Here is a 25,807-nt window from a genome sequence, read left to right as displayed (position 1 = left end):
CTGCCAGCTCCTATTCGGCAGCCACGCGCGTCGGCGCCGGCTTAAAATCCTCGGGGAAATGCGTGATCGAGCTCATCACCGGGTAGGGCGTGAAGCCGCCCAGGGCGCAGAGCGATCCGAACTTCATCGTGTTGCAGAGGTCGGTGACCAGAGCGAGGTTCTTCTCCGCCTCGATGCCCGCGGCGACCTTGTCCAGAACCTCCATGCCGCGCGTCGAGCCGATGCGGCAGGGCGTGCACTTGCCGCAGCTTTCGATGGCGCAGAACTCCATGGCAAAGCGCGCCTGCTTCAGCATGTCGGCGCTGTCGTCGAACACGGTTATGCCGGCATGGCCGATCAGCCCGTCCTTGGCAGCAAAAGCCTCGTAGTCGAACGGCGTGTCGAAAAGCGCGCGCGGGAAATAGGCGCCGAGTGGGCCGCCGACCTGCACCGCCTTCACCGGCCGCCCCGAGGCCGTGCCGCCGCCGATCTCGTCGACGATTTCGCCCAGCGTCAGGCCGAAGGCCGTCTCGAACAGGCCGCCATGCTTGACGTTGCCGGCGATCTGGATCGGGATCGTGCCGCGCGAACGGCCCATGCCGAAATCCTTGTAGTAGGCGGCGCCCTTGTCCATGATGATCGGCACGGAGGCCAGGCTGATCACGTTGTTGATCACCGTCGGCTTGCCGAACAATCCTTGGATCGCCGGCAGCGGCGGCTTGGCGCGCACCACGCCGCGCTTGCCTTCCAAGCTGTTGAGCAACGAGGTTTCCTCGCCGCAGACATAGGCGCCGGCGCCGACGCGGATTTCCATGTCGAAGGCGTTGGGCGAGCCCAGCACATTGACGCCGAGCACGCCCGCCTTGCGGGCGATCGCGACCGCCTTGTTCATCGTCGCCACCGCATGCGGATATTCCGAGCGGATATAGACGAAGCCCTTGGTCGCGCCGGTGGCGATGCCGGCGATCGCCATGCCTTCGATCAGCACGAAGGGATCGCCCTCCATGATCATGCGGTCGGCGAAGGTGGCGCTGTCGCCCTCGTCGGCGTTGCAGACGATATATTTGCGTTCGGAATTCGTATCGAGAACCGTCTTCCACTTGATGCCGGTCGGGAAGCCGGCGCCGCCGCGGCCGCGCAGGCCGGACTCGGTCACCTGTTTCACGATCTCGGCCGGCGCCATGGCGACCGCGTTCTGCAGGCCTCTCAGACCGCCATGCGACTTATAGCTGTCGAGCGACAGCGGGTCGATGACGCCACAGCGCGCGAAGGTCAGCCGCGTCTGCTTGGCGAGGAAGGGGATCTTGTCTGGCGCGCCCAGCCAGCGCTTGTGATGGCCACCCTTGAGGAAACCGCTGTCGAACAGGCTTTTCACGTCAGACGGCTTGACCGGCCCGTAGGCGACGCGGCCCTCGGCGGTCGCAACCTCGACCATCGGCTCCAGGAAATAGGCGCCGCGCGAGCCGTTGCGCACGATCTTGGCCTCGACGCCGCGCTCCTTGAGCTCCTTCTCGATCGCCCTGGCGACCTTTTCGGCGCCGAGCGCCAGAGCACCGGAATCGGCAGGGATGTAGATGCGCGGGATCATGAACGCACCTCCGCGACGATCTCTTCGATCTTCTCGTCGTCGAGCCGGCCGATCACTTCGCCGTCGAGCATCGCCGACGGCGAGCAGGCGCAAAGCCCGAGGCAATAGACCGGCTCCAGTGTAACCGATCCGTCGCGTGCGGTCTCGTGAAAATCGATGCCGAGCAGTTGCTTGACCTTGGTGGCGACGGCTTCCGAACCCATCGACTGGCAGGCTTCCGCCTGGCAGAGCTTCAGCACATGCCGGCCGGCCGGCTTGGCGCGGAAATCGTGATAGAAGGTGACGACGCCATGCACCTCCGCTCTTGAGAGGTTCAGCCCGTCGGCGATGGCCGGAAGCGCCACCTGCGGCACATGGCCGAATTCTTCCTGGATGCCGTGGAGAATCGGCAGCAGCGGACCTTCGAGGTCCTTCAATTCCTCGATGATCGCCGCTATGCGCGACGCGATCTCGGTACTTGCAGGCTGCATCGGCATGCAGCGCCCTCCCTGGCCGTGGCGCCAACACATATGTCACCCCAAAATATAGAGCGGTTTTGGGGCAACGACATGCACAGGGCGCAATATCGCTAAGTCCTTATGAAATCAGAGGAAACCTCCGAGATCAATAAAGCAGTCTCGTCGCTTGATAGAAATTATCTATCAAAAACGCTGAGCCCGCATTGTCTAGCCTAGCGGTGGGCGCGGAAATCGTCTGCGAGCGCCATTGCCTCGTCCAGCAGCGCCTGCACCAGCGGCGTGTGCGGCTCGCGCGGCGCCGCCACCAGCCCGACCGTGTGGCTGGCATCCGGATCGACGATCGGAATGGCCCGGATCGGTTCGGAAAAGCCGAATGTTTCCGCAAGGTTGAGCGGCATGATCGATGACCACTTGCCGGTCCGGATATGCGAGAACAGCACGATCATCGAGTTGGATTCCAGCGTCGGCCGCACCTGCACGCCGGCTTCCGCCAGATGCTGGTCGATGATGCGGCGGTTCTGCATGTCCGGCGTCAGCAGGCAGAGCGGCAGCTGGCTGATCTCTGCCCACGTCACTTTGTCGCGGTCGGAATAGGGGTTGCCGACTGCCGTGATCAGCTGGTAGCGCTCGTCATAGAGCGGCACGCTGGTTACCCGCCCCAGCGGCTCGTTGTCGAGATAGGTGATGCCGGCATCGACATCGAGATTGCCGAGCAGCGTCAGCACCTCGATCGAGGTCCGTGACAGCACCGAAAAGGTGACGCCGGGATGCTTGTCGCGGAACGGCGTCGTCAGCCGCGCCACCATGGCGAGCGCCGTCGGAACGGCGGCGATGCGGATGCGGCCGGACAGGCCGTGGCGCGCCGCCCGCATCTCCTCGCGCATGGTCCTTGAATCGCCGACGATGCGGCGCGCCCAAACCAGCACCTGCTTGCCTTCCGGCGTCAGGCCCTGGAAACGCGAGCCGCGCAGCACCAGCATGACGCCGAGCTGCTCCTCGAGCTGCTTGATGCCGGCCGACAGCGTCGGCTGGGTGACGCCGCACACCTCGGCGGCGCGGCCGAAATGCTCTTCCCTGGCTAAAGCGATGAAGAATTCCAGCTTGTCGATCATGTCATCCGATCCACGGTCTGCCCAAGGTCGGGGAAATCGCTTTGCTTCGCAAGGCGGATGAACGATAGGATCTCATCCACATTTTTGAGCCGGCTTATCTGTTTTCCCGCGCCGCGCATGGCGCTATGTGGGGTAGGCGGAAGCAGGGAGGGAGCAGATGCTGGGTTGGTTTCGCAGACTGTTGCCGCGCGAGGATCGCTTCTTCGAACTGTTCGAACGGCATTCGCGCACGGTGGTCGGCGGCGCCGAGGCGCTTGAGCAGCTTCTCCAGGGCCGGGACATCGACCGCTGGTGCCAGACGATCGTCGATCTGGAGGACGAAGCGGACGGGATCACCGCGGAGGTGCTGCTTGCCGTCAGGCGCTCCTTCATCACGCCCTTCGACCGCGGCGACATCAAGGATCTGATCCAGTCGATGGATGATGCCATCGATACGATGCACAAGGCCGTCAAGACGGTGAAATTGTTCGAGATGAGGGAATTCGATCCGCTGATGCGGGAAATGGGCAGCGTCATCGTCGAGGCCGCCCGGCTGGTAGCAGAGGCCATCCCACTGCTCGGCAAGGTTGGCGCCAACGCCGCGCGGCTGAACGCCATCGCCGAAGAAGTCATGCGCGTTGAGGGCCGCGCCGACGACCTGCACGAGCAGGGCCTGAAGGACCTGTTCAAGCGGCACGGCCGCAGCGACCCTATGGCCTACCTGATCGGCTCGGAGATTTACGGCCAGCTGGAAAAGGTGGTCGACCGTTTCGAGGACGTCGCTAACGAGATCAGCGGCATCGCCATCGAGAACGTCTAACAGATGGACGCCGCGATCGCCTTTCCCCTGCTGGTCGGCCTCGTCGCCGTGGCGCTGTTCTTCGATTTCCTCAACGGCCTGCACGATGCCGCCAACTCGATCGCGACTATCGTCTCCACCCGCGTGCTGAGGCCGCACTATGCCGTGTTCTGGGCGGCTTTCTTCAATTTCATCGCCTTCCTGTTCTTCGGTCTGCATGTCGCCGAGACGGTGGGAAAGGGCATCGTCGACGCCGAGATCGTGACCCCCGCAGTGATCTTCGCCGCGCTCATCGGAGCCATCGTCTGGAACATCGTCACTTGGATCGCCGGCATTCCGTCGAGCAGCTCGCATGCGCTGATCGGCGGGTTGGTCGGCGCCGGCGTCGCCAAGGCCGGCCCGGGGGCCATCGTCTGGTCCGGGCTCGGCAAGACGGCTGCGGCGATCGTGCTCTCGCCGGTGACCGGATTCGTGCTGGCGCTTGTCCTTATCCTCATCGTCTCATGGCTGTTCGTTCGGCAGACGCCGTTCGCGGTCGATAACAGCTTTCGCGTCCTGCAGTTCTTCTCGGCTTCGCTCTATTCGCTGGGGCACGGCGGCAATGACGCGCAGAAAACCATGGGCATCATCGCCGTGCTGCTCTATTCGCAAGGCATGCTTGGCCAGAGCTTCCACGTGCCGTTCTGGGTGGTCATCACCTGCCAGTCTGCACTGGCGCTGGGCACGCTCTTCGGCGGCTGGCGCATCGTGCACACGATGGGATCGAAGATTACTCGGCTGAACCCGATGCAGGGTTTTTGCGCCGAGACCGGCGGGGCGATAACGTTGTTCGCCGCCACCTGGCTCGGTGTCCCGGTCTCGACCACGCATACAATCACCGGCGCCATCATCGGCGTGGGTGCTGCCCGCCGCGTCTCGGCGGTGCGCTGGGGCATTGCCGGCAACATTGTCGTGGCGTGGGTGATCACCCTGCCGGCGACGGCGGCGATTTCGGCGTTGACCTATTTTGTCACGCGCCTCGCGGTCTGAGGCTGAAATCTACTCGCCCGCAAGACAAAGTATGTTGCCGTCCGGGTCCTTGAACCAGGCGACCTTCATGCCGTAGCCGACATGGACATCGCCCTCAAGCGTCAGCCCGGGCATCTCATAGCGCTCGAAGGTGACGCCCTTCGACTTCAGCGCCTGGACAATGGCGCCGATCTGGTCGCCGACCGTCCAGGTCAACGCCGTCGCCTTGTTGGTACCGGCGAATTCTGAACGATAGACGTTGATGACCGTGTCGCCGCTTTTGTAGACGATCAGTTCTCCCGCCATGTCGTCGACAGGCTTGAGGCCCAGCGTTCCTTCGTAAAATCCCTGCGCTCTCGAAAGGTCTTTCACCGCCACATTGGCGGCTGCGTTGCTGTTTGCGAGCATGACAGTCTCCTTTTCCGGTTGCCGTCGCTCATGGCAACCGAGATAGGGCCCCTGGATCGATTGGCCATGGCAATCGGCGATCGGGACGCGCTAGGCAAATCCGACACCACCGGTCGTTTTGCGGAGCACGCCGGACGAGCCATTGCGCCACGGCTTGGTTCTGCCGGGAAACTGCACTATCTGGAACGCCAAACTCCGAGGAAAGATCATGGCTGTAACCAAGGAAACCGTCATCGAGCGCCTGAGGACGGTCAATGGACCGGACTTCACCGGCAACATCGTCGACCTCGGCCTGGTATCTGAGATTTTCATCGCCGATTCCAAGGTGTTTTTCTCGATTACCGTTCCCGCCGCCCGCGCCCAGGAGATGGAGCCGCTGCGCGCCGCCGCCGAGCGTGTCGTCAAGGCGATCCCCGGCGTCGCCAACGCCGTCGTCGCGCTGACGGCGGAGAAGAAGGGCGGCGGCATGGAGGCGCCGGTTCGGCCGGCTGCGCAGGCAGCGTCGCCACGACCTGCTCCCCAGGCAGCGCCGCAGCGTCCTGGCCCGCAGGCGCCGGCTTCTCACAGTCACGGCAAACGCGGCGTGCCCGGCATCGATGCGATCATCGCGGTGGCGTCCGGCAAGGGCGGCGTCGGCAAATCGACCACCGCCGTCAACCTGGCGCTCGGCCTTGCCGCCAATGGGCTGAGCGTCGGCGTGCTCGATGCCGATATCTACGGGCCGTCGATGCCGAGGCTGCTCAACATTCACGGCCGGCCGCAGACGGTCGACGGCAAGATCCTGAAGCCGATGCAGAATTACGGCCTCAAGGTGATGTCGATGGGCTTCCTTGTCGACGAGGAGACGCCGATGATCTGGCGCGGCCCGATGGTGATGTCGGCGCTCACCCAGATGCTGCGCGAGGTCGAATGGGGACCGCTCGACGTGCTGGTCGTCGATATGCCGCCCGGCACCGGCGATGCCCAGCTCACCATGGCCCAGCAGGTGCCGCTGGCCGGCGCCGTCATCGTCTCGACGCCGCAGGACCTTGCGCTCATCGATGCCCGCAAGGGCCTCAACATGTTCAAGAAGGTCGACGTGCCGCTGCTCGGCATCGTCGAGAACATGAGCTATTTCCTCGCGCCCGACACCGGCAAGCGCTACGACATCTTCGGCCATGGCGGCGCGCGGCGCGAGGCCGAACGGCTCGGCGTCACCTTCCTTGGCGAGGTGCCGCTGGAGATGGGCATCCGCGAAAGCTCGGACGCCGGCGCCCCGGTGGTCGCATCCAAGCCGGACGGCGCCGAGGCGAAGATCTATCGCGATATCGCCGCGAGGGTATGGGACAGGGTCCAAGAGGAACGCGGCGCCGCCGAGGCGGCAGTGCCCAGCATCGTGTTCGAGTAATTCGCCGGGCCGCCGGGTGTCCGATTTCCTTTCCAGGCTCCGGCAGCCGGGAATTGCCTCCTTCAGGATTTCCCCTGTCGTTGAGGGGCTTCCCACACTTTCTCGACAGGTGCGGCGATCCGCTCCTCGCCCTCGATCACCAAAGCCATCAAGATCTCCCGGATTGAGGACATCGACTGGTCCTAGGCCGCGGCCCTTTCTATGTCTATCGCACCAAAGTGCGGGTCTGCGGCGTGTCTGCCTCTTGCCTGCATGGGCGCGTTGTCATATCGATTTGTCATACAAATACGGAGACCACGATGGCAGGCGCCCCCACCAAGAAGAAGAAATTTCGCTCGCAGGAGTGGTTCGACAATCCCGACAACCCGGGCATGACGGCGCTCTATCTCGAACGCTACCTCAATTACGGACTGACGCGCGCCGAGCTGATGTCGGGCAAGCCGCTGATCGGTATCGCGCAGACGGGTTCCGATCTCTCGCCCTGCAACAGGCACCATCTCGAGCTCGCCAAGCGCGTGCGCGAAGGCATCGTCTCGATGGGCGGCATCCCCTTCGAGTTCCCGTGCCATCCGATCCAGGAGACCGGCAAGCGGCCTACGGCGGCGCTCGACCGCAACCTCGCGTATCTCAGCCTCGTCGAGGTGCTCTACGGCTATCCGCTCGACGGCGTCGTGCTGACCATCGGCTGCGACAAGACTACGCCCGCGCTCTTGATGGCGGCGGCGACCGTCAACATTCCGGCGATCGCGCTTTCGGTCGGCCCGATGCTCAATGGCTGGCATAAGGGCAAGCGCACCGGCTCCGGCACCATCGTCTGGGAATCGCGCCAGCGGCTGTCGGCCGGCGAGATCAACTATGACGAGTTCATGGACATCGTCGCCTCCTCGGCGCCGTCGACCGGCTATTGCAACACCATGGGCACCGCCACCACCATGAATTCGCTTGCCGAGGCGCTCGGCATGCAGCTGCCGGGCTCGGCCGCGATCCCCGCGCCCTATCGCGAGCGCGGCCAGATCGCCTACGAGACCGGCAAGCGCATCGTCGATATGGTGCATGAGGACCTGAAACCGTCGGACATCATGACCCGCCAGGCGTTCGAGAATGCCATCGTCGTCAATTCGGCCATCGGCGGCTCGACCAACGCGCCGATCCACCTCAATGCCATCGCCCGCCATCTCGGCGTGCCGCTCGACAATGACGACTGGCAGAACATCGGCCTTAACGTGCCGCTGATCGTCAACCTGCAGCCGACGGGCGAGTATCTCGGCGAGGACTATCACCATGCCGGCGGCGTGCCGGCCGTCGTGGCCGAACTGCTGAAGGGCGGACTATTGCCGCACCCCGACGCGATCACCGCCAACGGCAAGTCGATCGGCGACAATTGCCGCGGCGCGGTCAACGAAAATCACGATGTCATCCGCGGCGTCGATAAGCCGCTCAAGAGCAATGCCGGCTTCATCAACCTCAAGGGCAATCTGTTTGATTCCGCCATCATGAAGACCAGCGGCATCTCGCCCGAATTCCGCGAGCGCTATCTCTCGAACCCGAACGATCCGGAGGCTTTCGAAGGCAACGCCATGGTCTTCGACGGCCCGGAGGATTACCACGCCCGCATCGACGATCCGGCGCAGGGCATCGACGAGCACACGATCCTGTTCATGCGCGGCGCCGGTCCGGTCGGCTATCCGGGCGGCGCCGAGGTGGTCAACATGCAGCCGCCGGCCCATCTCATCAAGAAGGGCCTCCATTCGCTGGCCTGCATCGGCGACGGTCGCCAGTCCGGCACGTCGGGTTCGCCATCGATCCTCAACGCCTCGCCGGAGGCAGCGGTCGGCGGCGGGCTGGCGCTGCTCAAGACCGGCGACCGCGTCCGCATCGACCTGAGGAAGGGCACCGCCAATATCCTTGTCGGCGACGAGGAGATCGCCAGGCGGCGGGCAGCGCTGCAGGGCAATGGCGGCTATGACTATCCCGAGCACCAGACGCCCTGGCAGGAGATCCAGCGCGGCATGGTCGACCAGTTCTCCGCCGGCATGGTGCTGAAGCCGGCGGTGAAGTATCAGGATGTCGCGCACACCAGGGGCGTCCCGCGCGACAACCACTGAATTCAGAGCACGGCGACAATCGAAGGGCGGTCCGCTTTCCGGCGGACCGCCCTTTCTCATGGCCCTTGTTTCGGCCGCGGGGCATCTACAGATTAGCCCGATCTCGGCGGTTCTACGAAGGGAGGCTATATATGGCGAAACGGCGCTCTTCCCTCGGCTTCCTCGGCATGTTCGGCCGTTCGGGCGACTTGCGCCAGCTCGACGACGCCTTGCGCAAGGCCGACTTGCATCCGGCACTGGTGCCTGAGGGCGTCAAGCTCACCATCGTCAACCTGATGAAGGATCATTGGCCCGAGGAGCCGCCGCCTCAGGCTTATCAATCAGTGGCGCAACTCTGCGGCTATTGCGTCGCCGGACCGGAAACCTTCGAGCGGGCCAATGGCAGGGAGCACACTTTGGAAGCCGAGCGCCGCATCGAGGCCGCGCTCGAAGCCGGCGACAGCCTCGATGCGCAGATCGTGCTGTTGACGCTGCATGCGAAGCTGATCAACGCCGAAGTCGTCGAGCGCTATGGGCTGCGTGCGGAGTGATCTGCAGATCAGCCGCCCATCTTGTTGCGCGGCAGCTTGATCATCTCGCCGAAGCGCGCGCGCAGCTTGTCGTCGACGAGCCGCGACACATGGCGCGGAAAGCGCTCGGCCAGCACGCGCTTCTTCTCGGCGATAGCCCGCTGCAAAATGTCGGGCCGGCCCTTCTCGTTCCATTCCTTGGGCGAGAAGCGATCGCCGACTGCCGGATAAAAATATTCGGTCTGCATCAGCTTCAAAGTCTGCTCGTTGCCGAGATAGTGACCGGGGCCCTTGAGGCAGACGTCGGCGATCGTGTCGATCGACAGCGCCTCGTCCGTCACCTCGATGCCGCGCACGCATCGCAGGCAGTGGCCGAGCATGTCGTTGTCGATGATCAGGCTTTCGAGACAGAAGCCGAGCAGCGAGGCATGCATGCCGGCCGATTCATAGACGAGGTTGAGGCCGGCAAGACCGGCCATCACATCGGTGATGCCTTTTTCATAGCCGCATTGGATGTCGGGCAGCTTCGAATCCGTCATGCCTGCGGCCGAGCCACCCGGCAGGTCGTAATATTGCGCCATCTGCGCGCAGGCCGCGGTCAACACGGCCTGCTCGGCCGAACCGCCGGACATGGCGCCGGTCCGGAGATCGGAGACGAACGGCCAGGTGCCGAAGATCGCCGGATGGCCGGGCTTGATGGCGTTGACATAGACGAGGCCCATCAGCACTTCGGCCACCGCCTGCACGACGGCGCCGGCAATCGCGGCGGGAGCTGTGGCGCCGGCTTGGCCGGCCGACAAGAGCAGGATCGGAATGCCGCCCTCGACGCAGGCTTCGAGCACGCCGCAGGCGTCCTCGGCGAATTTCATCGGCGGCACCACGAAGCAGTTCGAGTTCGACACGAAAGGGCGCGCCCGGAAATTCTCCTCGCCGCCGGCGATCGCATAGAGCATTTCCAGCGCCGGCTTGACGTTCTCTCGCACGGTGAACGAGGTGCCGACATGCTTGGATGTCCCCAGTACGCAGGCATAGAGCGTGTTGAAGTCCATCTCGAGCGGATCGGGAATATCGCGCGGCACCATGGTGCGCTGGAAGAAATGGATGTTGTCGAGCCCGTCGACGAGACGGGCGGCGTCATAGATGTCCTGCAGCTGCGATTCGCGATATTCGCGCTTCTCGACATCGACCAGATGCACCGCCGCGCCGGCCGTGCCGTAGTGGACGCGTTTGCCCTGGATCACCATGTCGTGCTTGGGATCCTGGCCGTGGAGCGTGAAGTGGCGCGCCGCCTTCTTGATCGTGTCGAGCACCAGCGCGCGCGGCAGGCGGATGCGGCCGTCGTCGCCGTAGCTCGCCCCGACCCGGGTCAGCGCCTCGATACAGGAGGGGATGGCGTTGGCGAAGCCCACCGTCTCCAGAAGCGTCAGCACCGCTTCATGGATGCGTTCTTTGTCGTTCTGGCTCAATGGCCCGTAGCTGCCGCCTTCGAGGCCGGCTCGCACCGGACGGATATCGTCTGCGAGCGGTGCTGCCCGCATCGCGCGGCGCGCTTCGCGCCCGCCGGACCGCCGCGAACGCTGGTCCGACGTCGTTTCCTGCTTCTCAAGAGCCATTGACATGGAAAGCACTCCACCTTTGCTTTTTCAGGGGCAGGATGCGCGGCGGTTGGTCCACCATCGGCCTGCCTCGTCCCCTTTGTGCCTCGACTATGCCGTCGGCATTGGCACAGCCTATGAGCCAGTCAATCCCGTCGAATATGCCAGGATGCTAAAGCCTCGAGGCGCGCCAAAATAAAAGAGCCGGCAAAAACGCCGGCTCTTGATGTGGCAGTCCGTGGTGATCAGGCGGCAGCGGGCCTGCGGCCAGCGGCTGTGGCGAGCTCCCGAATCCCGGGCTCGATGTGCTGCAGCGAGATCGAGGAGATGCCCAAACGCATGAAACGCGAGGGCTTTTCGCTGCGGTCGAAGAACCGGTCGCCGGGTTCGATGATGACGCTGCGGGAAGCGGCCGCTTCGGCGAGCCCTCGTGAATCGGTACCGCGCGGGCCCTCCAGCCACAACGATGTGCCTCCCGCCGAGTCGGTCGAGCGCCATTCTGGCAGGAAAGCGGAAATCGCATGGACCAGACGCTTGCGCCGCTCGTCGAAGGCGGCGGAGAGCCTGCGCACCAGCGCCTCGTGATGGCCGAGCGACAAAAACAGCGCAACGGCGCGCTGGTTGTTTGCCGGCGGATGCCTGAGCATGAAGCGACGCAACGCGCGAAGCTCGGCAATCAGTCCTGCCGAAGCGACGATGTAGCCGAGCCTCAGACCCGGAGCCAGCGTCTTCGACATCGAGCCGACATAGATGACGCGGCCCGAGCGATCGAGGCTCTTCAGCGCCTGCTGCGGCGCCTCGTCGAGAAGCTGGCTGTCATAGCCGTCCTCGATGATGATCTGGTTGTTGCGGTTGGCTCGCGCCAGCAAATCCTGCCGCCGCTCGGCGGACAACGGCACCATCGTCGGGCAATGGTGGCTTGGGGTGACGAATACAAAGCCGGAATCGCTTGGGATCGCCGAGGTCACGATGCCCGACTGGTCGACAGGGACCGGCTGGATATCGGCGCCGGCGAGCCGGAAGATCGAGCGGGCATCCGGATAGCCGGGGTCTTCCATTGCCACCTTCGAGCCCTTGGTCATCAACAGCGAGGCGAGCATATAGAGCGCGTTCTGCGCGCCCAACGTCACGATGATCTCGTCCGGATTGGCGAAGATGCCGCGGCGCGGCAAAAGCCGGGCCTGGATCTGCTCGATGAGCAGCGGATCGTCCCGGTCGACCATGTCCGATGCCCAGTTGCGGATCTCCAGCACCGCGAGCGCCATGCGGTTGCACTCGCGCCATTCCGCGGTCGGAAACAGCGCCGGATCGAACTGGCCGTAGACGAACGGATAGGAGGACTTGATCCAGTTGTCGTGCTTGGCCGGCGGCGGCATATCGCTGGCGGCGATCTGCCGACGCGCCTTCCAGTCGATCTCATTCTGCTGGTCGGGCGCCTTCTGGTGCGGCTTGGCGGGGGTGGCCAGCACTTCAGGGTTGACGAAGTGGCCGCGCCTCTCGCGCGCCACAAGAAAACCTTGGTCGACCAGCTGCTGGAAGGCAAGCACCACCGTGCCGCGGGCAACGCCCAGTTTTTCCGCCAGAATCCGGCAGGATGGCAGCGGCATCGAAGCGGCGATCTGCCGGTCGAGGATGGCTGCGACGATCGCCTGGCGGATCTGTGCCTGGAGAGTTTGTCCGGATTCGGCCGAAATCCGGAACAGGCCGGACCATATGGCCGTGTCATTGCGCTGTGGCATGGGAGATCATCCTCGGATGGCCAGCTGTTTTCACTTGGCTGGACCAGTCGAGTGTAGGGGTGGCACAAGGGGTTGCGCCAATCAATTTTTCTGATCGCTGGGATTTATGCCAGTGATCCATTGGTCACGAAAGGGGCGCGTCCGCCAGGGAAGCGATGTTGCGGGGCATCATAAAAGCGTGATGCAGTGCGTCACTGCCGCGCTTGAACGAAACGGAAATCCGGCTCAATACAATGTCGCGACGACACGCGCCGGAAACATCGGGCCTGTTAAAATGGTCTAAAAACCCGCCAGGAGCCACCATTGGATCAGTCAGCCTTCGACAAGCAGGTCACCGCCCTGCGTGAGCAGCGCGCGGCAGCCAAGGGCACGATGCGCGAAGCCTTCGCCGCCGATCCCAGGCGCTTCGAGAAATTCTCCGCCACCGATGGCGATCTTCTGCTCGACTGGTCGAAATGCGCGGTCGACGCCGACACGATGGCAATGCTGGAGACGCTCTCCGGCGCCGCCGACCTCGAAGGCCGACGCGCCGCGATGTTCGAAGGCAAGAAGATCAACATCACCGAAAACCGCGCCGTGCTGCACACGGCGCTGCGCAATCTGACCGGCAAGAGTGTCGTGGTCGATGGCCAGGACACCAAGGCCGATGTGATCGCCGTGCTCGACGCGATGGGCGCCTTCGCTGATGCGATTCGCTCCGGCGAGGCGGCCGGCGCCACCGGCAAGAAGATCACCGACATCGTCAATATCGGCATTGGCGGCTCTGATCTTGGCCCGGCGATGGTGACGCTGGCGCTCGCGCCCTACCATGACGGCCCGCGTGCGCATTATGTCTCCAACGTCGACGGCGCCCACATCCACGACACGCTGAAAGGCCTGTCTCCCGAGACGACTTTGTTCATCATCGCCTCCAAGACTTTCACCACTGTCGAGACGATGACCAATGCCGAGACGGCGCGCAGATGGGTGGAAAAGGCGCTGGGCAAGCAAGCGATCGGCAAGCATTTCGCCGCCGTCTCGACCGCGCTCGACCTAGTGGCCAAGTTCGGCATCGCCTCCGACCGCGTCTTCGGTTTCTGGGACTGGGTCGGCGGCCGCTACTCGGTCTGGAGCGCCATTGGCCTGCCGGTGATGATCGCCATCGGCCCGCGCAATTTCCGCGCCTTCCTCGACGGCGCGCATGAGATGGACGAGCATTTCCGCTCGGCCCCCCTGCAAAAGAACCTGCCTGTTTTGCTGGGGCTGATCGGCTGGTGGCACCGCGTCGTCTGCAAATACCCGGCCCGTGCCGTCATTCCATACGATCAGCGCCTGTCGCGCCTGCCGGCCTATCTGCAGCAGCTCGATATGGAATCGAACGGCAAGAGCGTGACACTGGACGGCGGCCCGGTGACCACGCCGACCGGCCCGCTGGTCTGGGGCGAGCCCGGTACCAACGGCCAGCACGCCTTTTTCCAGCTTTTGCACCAGGGGAGCGATTTCATCCCGGTCGAGTTTCTTGCCGCAGCCGTCAGCCACGAGCCCGAGCTGAGGACCCACCACGATCTCTTGCTTGCCAATTGCCTGGCGCAGTCGGAAGCCTTCATGAAGGGCCGCACGCTGGAAGAGGCGCGCGCGCAGATGCTGGCCAAGGGCATGAAGCCCGCCGATGTCGATCGCATCGCGCCGCATCGCGTCTTTTTGGGCAACCGTCCGTCGCTCACCATCCTCTACCGCAAGCTTGATCCGCGCACGCTCGGTCGCCTGATCGCGCTCTATGAGCATCGCGTCTTCGTCGAGGGCACGCTGTTCAACATCAATTCGTTCGACCAGTGGGGTGTCGAACTCGGCAAGGAACTGGCGACAGGCCTGCTGCCTGTCGTGGAAGGCAAGGAGACTGCCGCAAAACGCGACGCCTCGACTGCCGGATTGGTGGCTCATGTCCACCAATTGCGTGGCGCGGAGTAAACGGATTGGCGGATATCAAGGGAATTCTGTTCGACAAGGACGGGACGCTTGTCGACTTCAACGCTACCTGGCTCGGCATTGCCGATTTCATGGCCATGGACGCCGCCGAAGGCGATCGCTGGAAAGCCGACAGGTTGCTCGCCGCCGCCGGCTTCGATTTCGTCAGCAAGCGCTTCAAGCCGGATTCGATCTTTGCCTCGGGCTCGAACATGGACGTCGTCGAGCTCTGGTTCCCGCGCCTGTCGGAGGAGGACCAGATGCTGGCCGTCGCCCGCTTCAACGAGATCACCTCGGTTCAGGGCTCGTCGATGGCTGTCGCTCTGCCCGGTATCGTCGAATCGCTGCGGGCGCTGCACAAGCGATCCTTCCGGCTGGGCGTCGCCACCAACGATTCCACCAGCGGCGCCGAGAAGACGCTCGCCACGCTCGGTGTCGCGCAGCTCTTCGACGCCGCCTTCGGCTATGATGCGGTCGCGAACCCGAAGCCCGCGCCCGACACGGTCATCGCGTTCTGCGATCTGACGGGACTGAAGCCCGGCGAGATCGCCATGGTCGGCGACAATCGCCACGATCTCGAAATGGCGCGCGCCGGCGGCTGCGGCCTGGCGATCGGCGTGCTCTCCGGCACGGGTACGCGTGACTCCCTGTCGCCGATGGCCGACGTCATCCTGGATTCGGTCGCCGACTTGCCGGATTTTCTCGCAGCGCGGATGAGTGTGCCGGCGGGCTGATCAGGGCTCGCTGGGAAGGAACGCAAATATCCCGCTCGGTTTCGGCGCGCTACCGCCGTTTCCGCCGACATCAGGCACCTGATACTCGCCAAGCAGGCGAAGCCGCCGCCTGGGCAGCCAGGCGCGGCCCGGGTCGCCGACCAGCACCTCGATGCCCGCGGCAAGGCAGCGGTCGAGGAAGGGGACGATCCGCCGCGCGACCGCTTGCCCGTAGAAGACGTCGCCGGCGAGCACGAGATCGACCGACGGCGGCGAACCGGCGGTGATGTCCGCGCCGATTATGGTGACGGCTACGCCGTTGGCCTCCGCGTTGAGGCGGAGCGCGACGATGCCGTTGCGGTCGATCTCCACCGCGGTCACTTCCCTGGCCCCGGCTTTCGCCGCGGCGATGCCGACAAGGCCGGAACCGGCGCCGAGGTCGAGCACGCGCCGGCCGGCAACGGTTGACGGCCGATCGAGAACATAGCGCGCCAGCACTGCGCCGCCCGCCCAGGCATAGGCCCAGTAGGGCGGCTGCGGCTCGGCCGCGTGCTCGTGCGAGCCGTCCTCCGGTTCCAGCAGCCGCCTCAGCCCGCTGCCGGGATGGGGCGTATAGAGCCGGATTTCAGGCAGCGACGGCACCGGCTGAAGCCGCATGTTCGCCTTGATGAATTCGGCGGGATCGAGGCCGGCGCGATGTATTGGCGTCAGGCCGGCAACATTTTCGTTCAAATCTGCTCCCGCAAGGCGCGCCGCAGGATCTTGCCGACCGGCGTCTTCGGCAGTTCGGCGCGGAATTCGATGTATCTCGGCCGCTTGTAGCCGGTCAGGTTCTCGCGGCAATAGACAGTCAGCGTTTCGATGGTGAGCGCTGGATCCTTCCTGACCACGAACAGCTTCGGCACCTCGCCGGAGTGCTCGTCCGGCACGCCGATCGCCGCCACTTCGAGCACGCCCGGGTGCTGCGCCACGACTTCTTCCAGCTCGTTCGGATAGACGTTGAAACCGGAGACCAGGATCATGTCCTTCTTGCGGTCGACGATCTTGGTGTAGCCGCGCTCATCCATGAAGCCCATGTCGCCCGACTTGAAGAATCCGTCCTTGGTCATCACTTTGGCGGTCTCGTCCGGTCGGTTCCAGTAGCCGGCCATAACCTGCGGCCCCCGGATGCAGATCTCTCCGACTTCGCCGAGCGGCACGTTGTTGCCGTCGTCGTCGCGGATGGCGATCTCGGTCGAAGGCAGCGGCAGGCCGATCGTGCCGGTAAAGTCGCTGGAGCTGAACTTGTTGGCGGTTGCCACCGGCGAGGTTTCGGAAAGCCCGTAGCCTTCGCTCACCGGACAGCCCGTCAGCGCCTTCCAGCGCTCGGCCACGCCTTTCTGCACCGCCATGCCGCCGCCGAGAGTGAGGATCAGCGGCTTGAAGTCGAGCTTGCGGAAATCCTCATTGTTGAGCAGCGCGTTGAACAGCGTATTGAGGCCGGGAAAGATGTGGACCGGGTATTTCTGCAGTTCTTTCACGAAGCCGGGAATGTCGCGCGGGTTCGGAATGAGCACGTTCTGCGCGCCTTGCTGCATGCCCATCAGCGCGTTCACCGTCAGCGCGAAGATGTGGTAGAGCGGCAGCGCGCAGACGAAGTTGAGATGCGCCGGCTTCGGCTTGACCGTATAGGCGTCCTCCACCCAGAGCGAATTCTGCGCCACGTTGGACAAGACGTTGCGGTGCAGCAGCGTCGCGCCTTTCGACACGCCGGTCGTGCCGCCGGTATATTGCAGGAAGGCGATATCGTCGCCCGACACCGCCGCCGGCTTGAAGGCGCTTGCCGAGCCCGCCTTGAGCGCGGCGTTGAATTTGACGTGGCCGGGCAGCGACCAGGCGGGAACCATCTTCTTCACCCGCCGCACGACGAGATTGACGATCGCGCCTTTCAGCCCGCCCAACATGTCGCCCATCGCCGCGACCACGACATGCTTGACCGGCGTCCTGGCGATCACCGCCTGCAGCGTGTTGGCGAAGTTCTCCAGAATGACGATGGCCTGCGCGCCGGAATCCTTGAGCTGATGCTCCAGCTCGCGCGGCGTGTAGAGCGGGTTGACGTTCACCACCGTGAAGCCGGCGCGAAGCACGGCCATCATCGCTACCGGGTATTGCAAAACGTTCGGCATCATCAGCGCCACGCGCGCGCCCTTCTCCAGTCCGTTCGACTGCAGATAGGCGCCGAAGGCCGCCGAAAGCCGCTCGAGCTCGGCATAGGAGATCGACTTGCCCATGCACACGAACGCCGGCCGGCTGGCGAACTGCTTGCAGGCGCCGACGAGGAAGTCGCCAATGGAATCGTAAGGCAGCGGACCGATCTCCGCCGGCATGTTCTTCGGGTAGTTTTTCAGCCAAGGCTTTTCCGGCAAGCCTGCCGCGAGTTCCGTGATCGCCTTGGGCAGCCGCCTGGCCGATCCCGAGGCTGCCTTTGCCGCAGGCCTGGCGGTCTTTGCGGTTGCAGCCTTGGCGGCGGATGCGGGGTTCGTCTTCTTTGCAGCGGCAGCCGGTTTCGCAGTGGTCTTCGGCTTGGAGCCGGCCTTTGCAGGTGACGGCGTTTTGGCTGGCGAAGCGGTCTTGGAAGATGAAGCCTTGGGCGCGCCCGCATCGACGGGCGCGGCCTTGGCTCTTGCCTTCGCCGGGGGCGTTGTCTTTGCTGCTTTTGCCACCAAATCCCTCCCTGGTGTCCTGGTCTTGCTGCTGCGCCGCATCTCTTTCCGATTTCGGAAGCGTTCCTCCCGCTGCGGCCGATTGCGGATTCCAAGAAATCCGGCCTGACGTCTATGTATTGCCTCTATCGGCGGCCGTGCAAGTCTTGCCCCAGCGGCAGCGGCGGAAAGATTTGCCGCCGAAATCCCATCCCTCGACGCCTCCTTCAGGCGCGACTCGACGAGTATCTGGGATGGCAGGCAGTAGCTCCTCGTTCCATTTCGGCAGAGGCTCAATCAATAAAAAAATGCGGTTGTTAACATTAGCGTGAGCGAAAAATTCTGCTCATTTTTTCTGCTATTTGAGGAAAATGCGGATTCTTTTCCTGCTTACCGTGGGGTACGCAAACGGGGTGTTCCAAAGCCCCAAAAACGGTGCTTATATGCGCGCTTCGCGAGCCTGATAGAGGGGCTTGGAAGAACATCAGGGAGTGCTCAATGAAAAAGACAATGACTTTTGCAGCCGCGTTGCTGGCTGCAAGCGTCCTCGGCGGGATGGCCAATGCAAAGACGCTTGTTTATTGCTCGGAAGCGTCGCCGGCCAATTTCGATCCGGGTACGACGACGGGCGGCAACGACTTCGACGCTTCGTCGCGCACGGTCTATTCGCGCCTGGTCGAGTTCAAGCATGGCGGCACCGAGATCGAGCCCGGCCTCGCCGACAAATGGGAAATCTCCGACGACGGCCTGGTCTATACTTTCCACCTGCACCCTGGCGTGAAGTTCCAGACCACCGACTATTTCAAGCCGACCCGCGACCTCAATGCCGATGACGTCGTCTTCTCGTTCGACCGTCAGTTCAACAAGCAGAATCCGTGGAACGGCGAGAAGTATCTGCCGAACCTGACCTGGGACTACTACACCGGCATGGACATGCCGAAATACGTCGCCAAGTGGGAAAAGGTCGACGACCTCACCGTCAAGCTGACGCTGACCGAGCCGAACGCGCCGATGCTGGCCAATCTCGGCATGGACTTCGCCTCGATCGTGTCGAAGGAATATGCCGACCAGCTCGAGAAGGAAGGCAAGATGGCCGACTTCTCGACCAAGCCGATCGGCACCGGGCCGTTCCAGTTCGTCGACTATCAGCTCGACTCGGTCATCCGCTATGCGGCGAACCCCGACTACTTCAAGGGCAAGGAGAAGATCGACGATCTGGTCTTCGCCATCACGCCTGACGCGACCGCCCGCATCCAGAAGGTGCTGGCCGGCGAATGCGATGTCGCTCCCTATCCGAACCCGGCGGACATCGCCACCATCAAGGCCAACAAGGACGTGACCCTGATGGATCAGGCCGGCCTTAACATCGGCTACATGAGCTACAACACGACGATCCCGCCGCTCGACAAGCCGGAGGTTCGTCACGCGCTCAACCAGGCGATCGACCGGGAAGCGCTGATCAAGTCGCTGTTCCAGGACGCTGGCGCGACGCCGGCGCAGAACCTGATCCCGCCGACCATGTGGTCGTGGAACAAGGATGTGAAGTTCGATTCCTATGATCCGGAAGCGGCCAAGAAGGTGCTGGCCGACGCCGGCCTGAAGGAAATCCAGCTCTGGGCTTCCGACCGCGTTCGTCCTTACAACCCGAACTTCCAGCGCGCGGCTGAGCTGATCCAGGCCGACTGGGCCAAGGTCGGCGTCAAGGCCGAGATCGTCAACTACGAGTGGACCAAGTATCGCGAGGAAGGCAAGAAGAAGGAGCGTCCCGGCGCCTTCCAGATCGGCTGGACCGGCGACAATGGCGATCCGGACAATTTCTTCGCCACCCTCTTCGCGTGCTCGGCCATCGGCGTCTCGAACTATTCCAGCTGGTGCGACAAGGACTTCGAGGACCTGATCCAGAAGGCCAAGAAGACCAGCGACCAGGGCGAGCGCACCAAGCTCTATGAGCAGGCCCAGGAAATCTTCGCCAAGCAGGCGCCGGCCTTCCTGCTGGCTCACAGCCAGGTCTATGCCGTTGTCCGCAACAACGTCAGCGGCTTCAAGATGGACCCGCTCGGCATTCATCGCTTCGACGGCGTTGACAAGGCCGAGTAATATTTGCGAACGGGGCGGCGCGAATTGTCGCCGCCCCATTCCATTTCACGATGCTCAGATATCTCCTCAACAAAATCGCACTTCTGATCCCGACGCTCGTCGGCATCACCATCTGCGCCTTCGCCTTTGTCCGGCTGCTGCCCGGCGATCCGATCCTGGCCATGGCCGGCGAGCACGGCGTCACCCCCGCCCGCTACCAAGAGCTCAAGGAACAGTTCGGCTACAATCTGCCGGTCTGGGAGCAGTATGCGCGCTATGTCGGCGAGGTCGCGACCGGCGATTTCGGCGTCTCGATTTCCTCCAAGCGCCCGGTTCTCCAAGAGTTCAAGACGCTCTTCCCGGCGACGCTGGAATTGTCCTTCTTCGCCATGATCTTCGCCATGGCGATCGGCATCCCGGCCGGCATATTCGCGGCCGTCAAACGCGGCTCATGGTTCGATCAGTCGTTGATGGGCACCGCGCTGGTCGGCTATTCCATGCCGATCTTCTGGTGGGGCCTGCTGCTCATCATCTTCTTTTCCGGCTATCTCGGCTGGACGCCGGTGTCGGGCCGCATGGGCCTGCAGTTCTTCCTGAAGCCGATCACCGGTTTCATGACCATCGACAGCATTCTCTACGGCAAATGGGACGCGCTGCGCTCGGCGCTCAGCCATCTCATCCTGCCGGCGATCGTGCTCGGCACGATTCCGCTGGCGGTGATCGCGCGCCAGACCCGTTCGGCCATGCTCGAGGTGCTCGGTGAAGACTATGTCCGCACCGCCCGCGCCAAGGGCCTTTCCGCCGCCCGCGTCATCGGTGCGCACGCACTTCGCAACGCCCTGATCCCGGTCGTCACCACGATCGGCCTGCAGGTCGGCACGCTGCTTGCCGGCGCCATCCTCACCGAAACCATCTTCGCCTGGCCGGGCATCGGCAAGTGGATGGTCGATTCCATCTTCAAGCGCGACTATGTCGTCGTGCAGTCAGGTCTGCTTTTGATCGCACTCATCGTCATGGCCGTTAACCTCATCGTCGACGTGCTTTATGCCGTCATCAACCCGCGCATCAGGGCGGCGTGATGAGCCAGTCGACCGAAATCGCCCCGATGGCCGCCGGCAGCCCGGACCGGCTGACCGGCTTCAAGACCTTCTGGCACTATTTCTCGGTGAACCGCGGCGCCGTCATCGGCTTGGTCGTCTTCATCCTGCTGGTGCTGGCGGCGCTCTTTGCGCCGTTGCTCGCGCCCTATGCGCCCGACGTGCAGGACAAGACCGCCTTCCTCAGGCCGCCGGCCTGGCAGGCGGGCGGCAGCTCGCAATATATCCTCGGCACCGATCCGGTCGGCCGCGACATCCTCTCGCGCCTGCTCTATGGCGCGCGTTTCTCGCTGCTCATCGGCGCCGTCGTCGTCACGCTGGCCCTCGTCGGCGGCATCACGCTCGGCTTGCTGGCAGGCTATTTCCGCGGCTGGGTCGACGTCGCAATCATGCGCGTCATGGACCTGATCCTGGCCTTCCCGTCGCTGCTTCTGGCGCTGGTGCTGGTCACCATTCTCGGACCCGGGCTGTTCAATGCGATGCTGGCGATCTCGCTTGTCCTGCAGCCGCATTTCGCCCGCCTGGTGCGCGCTGCGGTGATGGCTGAAAAGAGCCGCGAATATGTCGTGGCTGCCAAGGTCGCCGGCGCCGGGCACCTCAGGCTGATGCTCAGGACCATCCTGCCGAACTGCCTGGCGCCGCTGATCGTCCAGGGCACGCTGTCCTTCTCGAACGCCATCCTCGAAGCCGCAGCGCTTGGCTTCCTTGGACTCGGCGCGCAGCCGCCGACGCCTGAATGGGGCACCATGCTGGCCTCGGCGCGCGAATTCATCCTGCGCGCCTGGTGGGTGGTGACTTTCCCCGGCCTTGCCATACTTATCACGGTGCTCGCCATCAACCTGATCGGCGACGGCCTGCGCGACGCGCTCGATCCGAAGCTCAGGAGGTCGTGATGGCATTGCTCGACATCCAGAACCTCATCGTCGAGTTCCAGACCGCCTCCGGGCCATTCCGCGCCGTCGACGGCGTCTCGCTCCGTGTCGACGAGCGCGAGGTGCTCGCCATCGTCGGCGAATCCGGCTCCGGCAAGTCGGTGTCGATGCTGGCGGTTATGGGCCTGTTGCCCTGGACGGCCGCTGTCACGGCCGACCGAATGACGTTTGGCGGCCGCGATCTCCTCAAGATGGGTCCGGCCGAGCGCCGCAAGATCATCGGCAAGGACATTGCCATGATCTTCCAGGAGCCGATCGCCAGTCTCAATCCTTGCTTCACCGTCGGCTTTCAGATCGAGGAAGTGCTGCGCTTCCATCTCGGCATGGATCGCGCACAGCGCCGGGCGCGCGCCATCGAGTTGTTGAAGCAGGTCGGCATTCCGGAGCCGGCCGAGCGGCTCAACTCCTTCCCGCATCAGATGTCGGGCGGCCAATGCCAGCGCGTCATGATCGCGATGGCCATTGCCTGCAATCCGAAGCTGCTGATTGCGGACGAGCCGACCACCGCGCTCGACGTCACCATCCAGAAGCAAATTCTCGACCTGCTTGTGTCGCTGCAGGCCAAATACGGCATGGGCCTGATCATGATCACCCACAATATGGGCGTGGTCGCCGAGACCGCAGACCGCGTCATCGTTCAGTACAAGGGCCGCAAGATGGAAGAGGCCGACGTACTGTCGCTGTTCGAGAACCCGAAGAGCAACTACACGCGCGCGCTGCTGTCTGCGCTGCCGGAGAACGCCGTCGGCGACCGGTTGCCGACCGTCTCCGACATGCTGTTCGAGCCGGCGCCCCCAGAAGCCAGTGCATGACCGGAGCCGGCGCATGACCAAGGTTGTCGAAGGCAAGAACATCAAACGCGACTACCATGTCGGCGGCGGCCTGTTCCGCCCCGCGCGCACGGTGCATGCGGTGAAGGGCGTCTCCTTCAGCGTCGATAAGGGCAAGACGCTCGCCATCGTCGGCGAAAGCGGCTGCGGCAAGTCCACGCTCGCCCGCATCATCACGCTGATCGATCCCGCGACCGCCGGCGATTTGTTCATCGACGGCAACAAGGTCGACATCGCCAAGGACGGGTTGACCAAGGAAATGCGTCGCAAGGTGCAGATCGTCTTCCAGAATCCGTACGGGTCGCTCAACCCGCGTCAAAAGATCGGCGACGTGCTCGGCGAGCCGCTGCTGATCAATACCGACAAGCCGGCCGAGGAACGTCGCGACCTGGCGATGAAGATGCTGAAGAAGGTCGGCCTCGGCCCCGAGCACTACAACCGCTATCCGCATATGTTCTCCGGCGGTCAGCGCCAGCGCATCGCCATTGCCCGCGCACTGATGCTGAACCCGAGCCTGCTGGTGCTGGACGAGCCGGTCTCGGCGCTTGATCTTTCGGTGCAGGCGCAGGTGCTCAACCTGCTCGCCGACCTGCAGGACGAGTTCAAGCTGACCTATGTCTTCATCAGCCACGATCTGTCGGTGGTGCGCTACATCGCCGACGACGTCATGGTGATGTATTTCGGCGAGGCGGTCGAATACGGCTCGCGCGACGAGGTCTTCTCGGACCCCAAGCACAGCTATACCAAGACGCTCTTCGCCGCGACGCCGCGCGCCGACGTGGCAAGCATCAAGGCAAGGCTGGCGAAGAAGGCGGCGTAAGGCTCGAACCAGACGTCCGGGTGTCACGCCAGCTTCGCAATGATCGCCCGCAGCGCTTCACCGAAGCGGTGCACTTCCTCGACCGTGTTGTAGTGCACCAGCGAGGCGCGGATCGCGCCGCTGTCCATCGACAGGTTCAGCCGCTTCATCAGCCGTGGCGCGTACATATGGCCGTCGCGGATGCCGATCTGCAAGGCCGCCATCTCCTCGACGATCCTTTGCGGCGACAGTGTGCCGATGTTGAAGCAGAAGGTCGGCACGCGCTCATGGACACACGCCTCGTCGGCGACGCCGTAAATTGTCGCGCCGCAGGCCTTCAGCACCTTCATCATCTCGCGCGCCAGCGTCAGCTCGTAGTCGCGAATGGCGTTCATGCCGGCGGCGATGTTGTCGCGGCGCGAGCGGTTGTTCTCGGCCAAGAAATTGCGGCCGATCGACTCCAGGTAGCGCACCGCTGCGTCCATGCCGGAGACATTCTCGTAGATGAAGGTGCCGGCCTCGACCTTGTAGGGCGGCTCATCCGGGATGAAGTCCTCGCGGAAGGTCGGCAGCCGCTTCAACGTTTCGAAGCGGCCCCAGAGAAAACCCATATGCGGCGAGAAATTCTTGTAGCCTGAGCAGACGAGATAGTCGCAGTCCCAGGCCTGCACGTCGATCAGCCCGTGCGGCCCGTAGTGCACGCAGTCGAGGAACACTTCCGCGCCTGCCGCATGCGCGATCTTGGCGACCGAAGCGACATCGACAATCGAGCCGATCGAGTGCGCGGTCACCGTGCAGGCGACGAGCCGGGTGCGGTCCGACATCAGCGGCTTGAGGTCGTCGACATGCAGATTGCCGTCCTCGCGCATGCGCCACCATTTGAACCTGGCGCCGGCCTGCTCCAGCGCCAACCACGTGGCGATGTTGGCGTCATGGTCCATGTCGGTGACGACGATCTCGTCGCGTTCCGAAAGCATCTGGCCGATGCCGAGGCTGACCAGGCGGATGAACGAGGTGGCGTTCATGCCGAAGCAGATTTCGGACGGGCTGTAGGCGTTGATCAGGAGCGCCACACTCTCACGCGCTTCGGCGACGGACTGGTCGACGGTGACGCTGCGGCCGTAGCGGCCGCCGCGCTGCACGTTGTGCGCCACCAGATGGCTGGTCACCGCGTCGAGCACGCTTTGCGGGATCTGCGCACCGGCGGCGTTGTCCATGAAGATGAAGTCGCCGGCCTGCCGGAGCGCCGGGAACATGGCGCGGATCTTCTCGACCGGGAACGAAGCGGCGCTCTCCTGCGCTTTCGAAACATGGTGCTGGTTCACGGGAGTCTCCTTCAGCTAATCGAGGTCATTCCAAGGGATCAGTGCGCGGACCGAGCTTTGCCGCGCTCTTCGAGGTAGCCGACCAGCCGCACCAGCGGCCACAGGAAGGCGAGATAGATGATCGCCGCGCCGATCAGCGGCGTCGGATTGGCCATCAGCGCCTGCGCGTCGGTCGCCTGCTTCAAGAGGTCCGGCATCGCCACCACCGAGGCGAGCGCGGTGTCCTTGAACACCGACACGCAGTTGCTGGTGAGCGGCGGAATGACGACACGGATCGCTTGCGGCAGGATCACCTTGCGCATGGCGACCCAAAAGGGCAGGCCGAGCGCCGAGGCCGCCTCGAACTGGCCCTTCGGAATGTTCTCGATGCCGGCGCGGCAGACTTCCGCCGTGAAGGCCGCCAACACCAGTGACAGCGCAAGTGCTGCCGAGACGAAGGACGACAGGCGGATGCCGATGAAGGGCAGGGCGTAGTAGATCAGGATCAGCACCACCAGGATCGGAAGCGCGCGGAACATGTCGATATAGAGCGTCGCCAGCCGCCTGAGCGGCTTCGGCGCGTAGAGCCGCACCAGGCAGATCGCCAGCCCGCCGATCGTGCCGAAGATGATCGCCGCGCAGCCGAGCAGAATGGTGTTGCCAAGACCGCGGATCAGGATCGGAAACGATCGGACCAGGATGCCCCAGTTGAAGAAGGTGTCGATCAGTTCCATCGGCGCTCACCGTGAGACAAGGTTCGCCGTG

Annotated in this window: 23 protein-coding genes and 1 pseudogene; 13 read left to right on the top strand and 11 right to left on the bottom strand. The window is 63.8% G+C overall.

What is annotated here, in order from left to right; genetic code table 11:
• Positions 1-10 precede the first annotated feature (10 nt).
• From CK221_RS09805 to CK221_RS09795, 3 genes are all read right to left on the bottom strand, one after another.
• Positions 11-1,567, bottom strand: coding sequence for an NADH-quinone oxidoreductase subunit NuoF (locus CK221_RS09805; RefSeq protein WP_095777570.1), 1,557 nt, complete (start codon positions 1,565-1,567; stop codon positions 11-13).
• A complete protein-coding gene (locus CK221_RS09800) occupies positions 1,564-2,043 on the bottom strand; it encodes a formate dehydrogenase subunit gamma (protein WP_095777569.1) in 480 nt (159 codons plus the stop codon). Before CK221_RS09800 ends, CK221_RS09805 begins: the two co-directional genes overlap by 4 nt.
• Positions 2,044-2,237: 194 nt before the next feature.
• Complete coding sequence (locus CK221_RS09795; protein ID WP_095777568.1) at positions 2,238-3,137, bottom strand: LysR family transcriptional regulator; 900 nt, start codon at positions 3,135-3,137, stop codon at positions 2,238-2,240.
• A gap of 157 nt (positions 3,138-3,294) precedes the next feature.
• Here CK221_RS09795 and CK221_RS09790 point away from each other — a divergent pair, with 157 nt between their 5' ends.
• Together CK221_RS09790 and CK221_RS09785 are read left to right on the top strand one after the other, a co-directional pair.
• Positions 3,295-3,936, top strand: coding sequence for a DUF47 domain-containing protein (locus CK221_RS09790; protein WP_067003620.1), 642 nt, complete (start codon positions 3,295-3,297; stop codon positions 3,934-3,936).
• Between the two features lie 3 nt (positions 3,937-3,939).
• Positions 3,940-4,944, top strand: coding sequence for an inorganic phosphate transporter (locus tag CK221_RS09785; protein ID WP_095777567.1), 1,005 nt, complete (start codon positions 3,940-3,942; stop codon positions 4,942-4,944).
• Between the two features lie 9 nt (positions 4,945-4,953).
• Here CK221_RS09785 and CK221_RS09780 read toward each other — a convergent pair whose 3' ends face one another.
• A complete protein-coding gene (locus tag CK221_RS09780; RefSeq protein ID WP_067003624.1) occupies positions 4,954-5,331 on the bottom strand; it encodes a VOC family protein in 378 nt (125 codons plus the stop codon).
• Positions 5,332-5,539: 208 nt separating this feature from the next.
• Here CK221_RS09780 and CK221_RS09775 point away from each other — a divergent pair, with 208 nt between their 5' ends.
• Positions 5,540-6,718, top strand: a complete 1,179-nt coding sequence (locus tag CK221_RS09775; protein WP_095777566.1) for an Mrp/NBP35 family ATP-binding protein — start codon at positions 5,540-5,542, stop codon at positions 6,716-6,718.
• Positions 6,719-6,733: 15 nt separating this feature from the next.
• Here the strand turns inward: CK221_RS09775 and CK221_RS30740 are convergent.
• Positions 6,734-6,867, bottom strand: a pseudogene (locus CK221_RS30740) (SRPBCC domain-containing protein); the annotation flags it as partial.
• 150 nt (positions 6,868-7,017) lie between these two features.
• On the opposite strand from CK221_RS30740, the gene CK221_RS09765 reads away from it, so the two are divergent.
• Both CK221_RS09765 and CK221_RS09760 read left to right on the top strand, forming a co-directional pair.
• The gene (locus CK221_RS09765) at positions 7,018-8,823 is read left to right on the top strand and encodes an IlvD/Edd family dehydratase (RefSeq protein ID WP_095777565.1); all 1,806 of its coding nucleotides are present in this window, start codon (positions 7,018-7,020) and stop codon (positions 8,821-8,823) included.
• Between the two features lie 131 nt (positions 8,824-8,954).
• Positions 8,955-9,353 (top strand): hypothetical protein, encoded by a 399-nt coding sequence (locus CK221_RS09760; RefSeq protein WP_095777564.1) that lies wholly within the window; start codon positions 8,955-8,957, stop codon positions 9,351-9,353.
• An 8-nt stretch (positions 9,354-9,361) separates the two neighbouring features.
• Here CK221_RS09760 and CK221_RS09755 read toward each other — a convergent pair whose 3' ends face one another.
• Together CK221_RS09755 and CK221_RS09750 are read right to left on the bottom strand one after the other, a co-directional pair.
• Complete coding sequence (locus CK221_RS09755; RefSeq protein WP_095777563.1) at positions 9,362-10,951, bottom strand: trimethylamine methyltransferase family protein; 1,590 nt, start codon at positions 10,949-10,951, stop codon at positions 9,362-9,364.
• A 221-nt stretch (positions 10,952-11,172) separates the two neighbouring features.
• Positions 11,173-12,666, bottom strand: a complete 1,494-nt coding sequence (locus CK221_RS09750) for a PLP-dependent aminotransferase family protein (protein WP_040974759.1) — start codon at positions 12,664-12,666, stop codon at positions 11,173-11,175.
• 303 nt (positions 12,667-12,969) lie between these two features.
• On the opposite strand from CK221_RS09750, the gene pgi reads away from it, so the two are divergent.
• Together pgi and CK221_RS09740 are read left to right on the top strand one after the other, a co-directional pair.
• Positions 12,970-14,613 (top strand): glucose-6-phosphate isomerase, encoded by a 1,644-nt coding sequence (pgi, locus tag CK221_RS09745; RefSeq protein ID WP_095777562.1) that lies wholly within the window; start codon positions 12,970-12,972, stop codon positions 14,611-14,613.
• A 5-nt stretch (positions 14,614-14,618) separates the two neighbouring features.
• The gene (locus CK221_RS09740; RefSeq protein ID WP_067003634.1) at positions 14,619-15,344 is read left to right on the top strand and encodes an HAD family hydrolase; all 726 of its coding nucleotides are present in this window, start codon (positions 14,619-14,621) and stop codon (positions 15,342-15,344) included.
• Here CK221_RS09740 and CK221_RS09735 read toward each other — a convergent pair whose 3' ends face one another.
• Together CK221_RS09735 and CK221_RS09730 are read right to left on the bottom strand one after the other, a co-directional pair.
• Positions 15,345-15,980, bottom strand: a complete 636-nt coding sequence (locus tag CK221_RS09735) for a 50S ribosomal protein L11 methyltransferase (protein ID WP_095777613.1) — start codon at positions 15,978-15,980, stop codon at positions 15,345-15,347. It lies immediately after the preceding gene.
• A 71-nt stretch (positions 15,981-16,051) separates the two neighbouring features.
• Entirely contained in the window at positions 16,052-17,761 is a 1,710-nt protein-coding gene (locus CK221_RS09730; protein ID WP_280952176.1) for a long-chain fatty acid--CoA ligase, read from the bottom strand.
• Between CK221_RS09730 and CK221_RS30735 the strand changes: the two genes are divergently transcribed.
• The 6 genes from CK221_RS30735 (at position 17,745) to CK221_RS09705 (ending at position 23,759) form a co-directional block, all read left to right on the top strand.
• Positions 17,745-18,134 (top strand): hypothetical protein, encoded by a 390-nt coding sequence (locus tag CK221_RS30735; protein ID WP_245430598.1) that lies wholly within the window; start codon positions 17,745-17,747, stop codon positions 18,132-18,134. The genes CK221_RS09730 and CK221_RS30735 overlap by 17 nt on opposite strands.
• Positions 18,135-18,502: 368 nt before the next feature.
• Positions 18,503-20,101 carry an ABC transporter substrate-binding protein gene (locus CK221_RS09725; protein ID WP_067003638.1) on the top strand — a complete coding sequence of 533 codons (1,599 nt, stop codon included), beginning with the start codon at positions 18,503-18,505 and terminating at the stop codon, positions 20,099-20,101.
• A gap of 50 nt (positions 20,102-20,151) precedes the next feature.
• Positions 20,152-21,159 (top strand): ABC transporter permease subunit, encoded by a 1,008-nt coding sequence (locus CK221_RS09720; protein WP_095777561.1) that lies wholly within the window; start codon positions 20,152-20,154, stop codon positions 21,157-21,159.
• 26 nt (positions 21,160-21,185) lie between these two features.
• Positions 21,186-22,070 carry an ABC transporter permease subunit gene (locus CK221_RS09715; RefSeq protein ID WP_067003755.1) on the top strand — a complete coding sequence of 295 codons (885 nt, stop codon included), beginning with the start codon at positions 21,186-21,188 and terminating at the stop codon, positions 22,068-22,070.
• Positions 22,070-22,921 (top strand): ABC transporter ATP-binding protein, encoded by an 852-nt coding sequence (locus tag CK221_RS09710; RefSeq protein WP_095777559.1) that lies wholly within the window; start codon positions 22,070-22,072, stop codon positions 22,919-22,921. Before CK221_RS09715 ends, CK221_RS09710 begins: the two co-directional genes overlap by 1 nt.
• Positions 22,922-22,934: 13 nt before the next feature.
• Positions 22,935-23,759, top strand: coding sequence for a dipeptide ABC transporter ATP-binding protein (locus CK221_RS09705; protein WP_067003757.1), 825 nt, complete (start codon positions 22,935-22,937; stop codon positions 23,757-23,759).
• A gap of 23 nt (positions 23,760-23,782) precedes the next feature.
• Here the strand turns inward: CK221_RS09705 and CK221_RS09700 are convergent, their stop codons facing one another.
• Together CK221_RS09700 and CK221_RS09695 are read right to left on the bottom strand one after the other, a co-directional pair.
• Positions 23,783-25,063: a cysteine desulfurase-like protein gene (locus CK221_RS09700; protein ID WP_095777558.1), complete on the bottom strand. Its 1,281-nt coding sequence runs from the start codon at positions 25,061-25,063 to the stop codon at positions 23,783-23,785.
• Positions 25,064-25,101: 38 nt separating this feature from the next.
• The gene (locus CK221_RS09695) at positions 25,102-25,776 is read right to left on the bottom strand and encodes an amino acid ABC transporter permease (protein WP_067324409.1); all 675 of its coding nucleotides are present in this window, start codon (positions 25,774-25,776) and stop codon (positions 25,102-25,104) included.
• Positions 25,777-25,807 lie beyond the last annotated feature (31 nt).

The sequence above is a fragment of the Mesorhizobium sp. WSM3868 genome, from assembly GCF_002294785.1.
In the GTDB taxonomy this organism is placed as follows: Bacteria; Pseudomonadota; Alphaproteobacteria; order Rhizobiales; family Rhizobiaceae; genus Mesorhizobium.
The sequence above is the reverse complement of the archived record's forward strand: the minus strand, read 5'-3'. Positions and strand labels throughout refer to the sequence as shown.

What these genes read in the sequence shown, in the direction of transcription:
- CK221_RS09805 (WP_095777570.1), bottom strand. Translation starts at nt 1,567, where the DNA reads ATGATCCCGCGCATCTACATCCCTGCCGATTCCGGTGCTCTGGCGCTC.
- CK221_RS09800 (WP_095777569.1), bottom strand. Translation starts at nt 2,043, where the DNA reads ATGCCGATGCAGCCTGCAAGTACCGAGATCGCGTCGCGCATAGCGGCG.
- CK221_RS09795 (WP_095777568.1), bottom strand. Translation starts at nt 3,137, where the DNA reads ATGATCGACAAGCTGGAATTCTTCATCGCTTTAGCCAGGGAAGAGCAT.
- CK221_RS09790 (WP_067003620.1), top strand. Translation starts at nt 3,295, where the DNA reads ATGCTGGGTTGGTTTCGCAGACTGTTGCCGCGCGAGGATCGCTTCTTC.
- CK221_RS09785 (WP_095777567.1), top strand. Translation starts at nt 3,940, where the DNA reads ATGGACGCCGCGATCGCCTTTCCCCTGCTGGTCGGCCTCGTCGCCGTG.
- CK221_RS09780 (WP_067003624.1), bottom strand. Translation starts at nt 5,331, where the DNA reads ATGCTCGCAAACAGCAACGCAGCCGCCAATGTGGCGGTGAAAGACCTT.
- CK221_RS09775 (WP_095777566.1), top strand. Translation starts at nt 5,540, where the DNA reads ATGGCTGTAACCAAGGAAACCGTCATCGAGCGCCTGAGGACGGTCAAT.
- CK221_RS09765 (WP_095777565.1), top strand. Translation starts at nt 7,018, where the DNA reads ATGGCAGGCGCCCCCACCAAGAAGAAGAAATTTCGCTCGCAGGAGTGG.
- CK221_RS09760 (WP_095777564.1), top strand. Translation starts at nt 8,955, where the DNA reads ATGGCGAAACGGCGCTCTTCCCTCGGCTTCCTCGGCATGTTCGGCCGT.
- CK221_RS09755 (WP_095777563.1), bottom strand. Translation starts at nt 10,951, where the DNA reads ATGTCAATGGCTCTTGAGAAGCAGGAAACGACGTCGGACCAGCGTTCG.
- CK221_RS09750 (WP_040974759.1), bottom strand. Translation starts at nt 12,666, where the DNA reads ATGCCACAGCGCAATGACACGGCCATATGGTCCGGCCTGTTCCGGATT.
- CK221_RS09735 (WP_095777613.1), bottom strand. Translation starts at nt 15,980, where the DNA reads ATGCGGCTTCAGCCGGTGCCGTCGCTGCCTGAAATCCGGCTCTATACG.
- CK221_RS09725 (WP_067003638.1), top strand. Translation starts at nt 18,503, where the DNA reads ATGAAAAAGACAATGACTTTTGCAGCCGCGTTGCTGGCTGCAAGCGTC.
- CK221_RS09720 (WP_095777561.1), top strand. Translation starts at nt 20,152, where the DNA reads ATGCTCAGATATCTCCTCAACAAAATCGCACTTCTGATCCCGACGCTC.
- CK221_RS09715 (WP_067003755.1), top strand. Translation starts at nt 21,186, where the DNA reads ATGGCCGCCGGCAGCCCGGACCGGCTGACCGGCTTCAAGACCTTCTGG.
- CK221_RS09710 (WP_095777559.1), top strand. Translation starts at nt 22,070, where the DNA reads ATGGCATTGCTCGACATCCAGAACCTCATCGTCGAGTTCCAGACCGCC.
- CK221_RS09705 (WP_067003757.1), top strand. Translation starts at nt 22,935, where the DNA reads ATGACCAAGGTTGTCGAAGGCAAGAACATCAAACGCGACTACCATGTC.
- CK221_RS09695 (WP_067324409.1), bottom strand. Translation starts at nt 25,776, where the DNA reads ATGGAACTGATCGACACCTTCTTCAACTGGGGCATCCTGGTCCGATCG.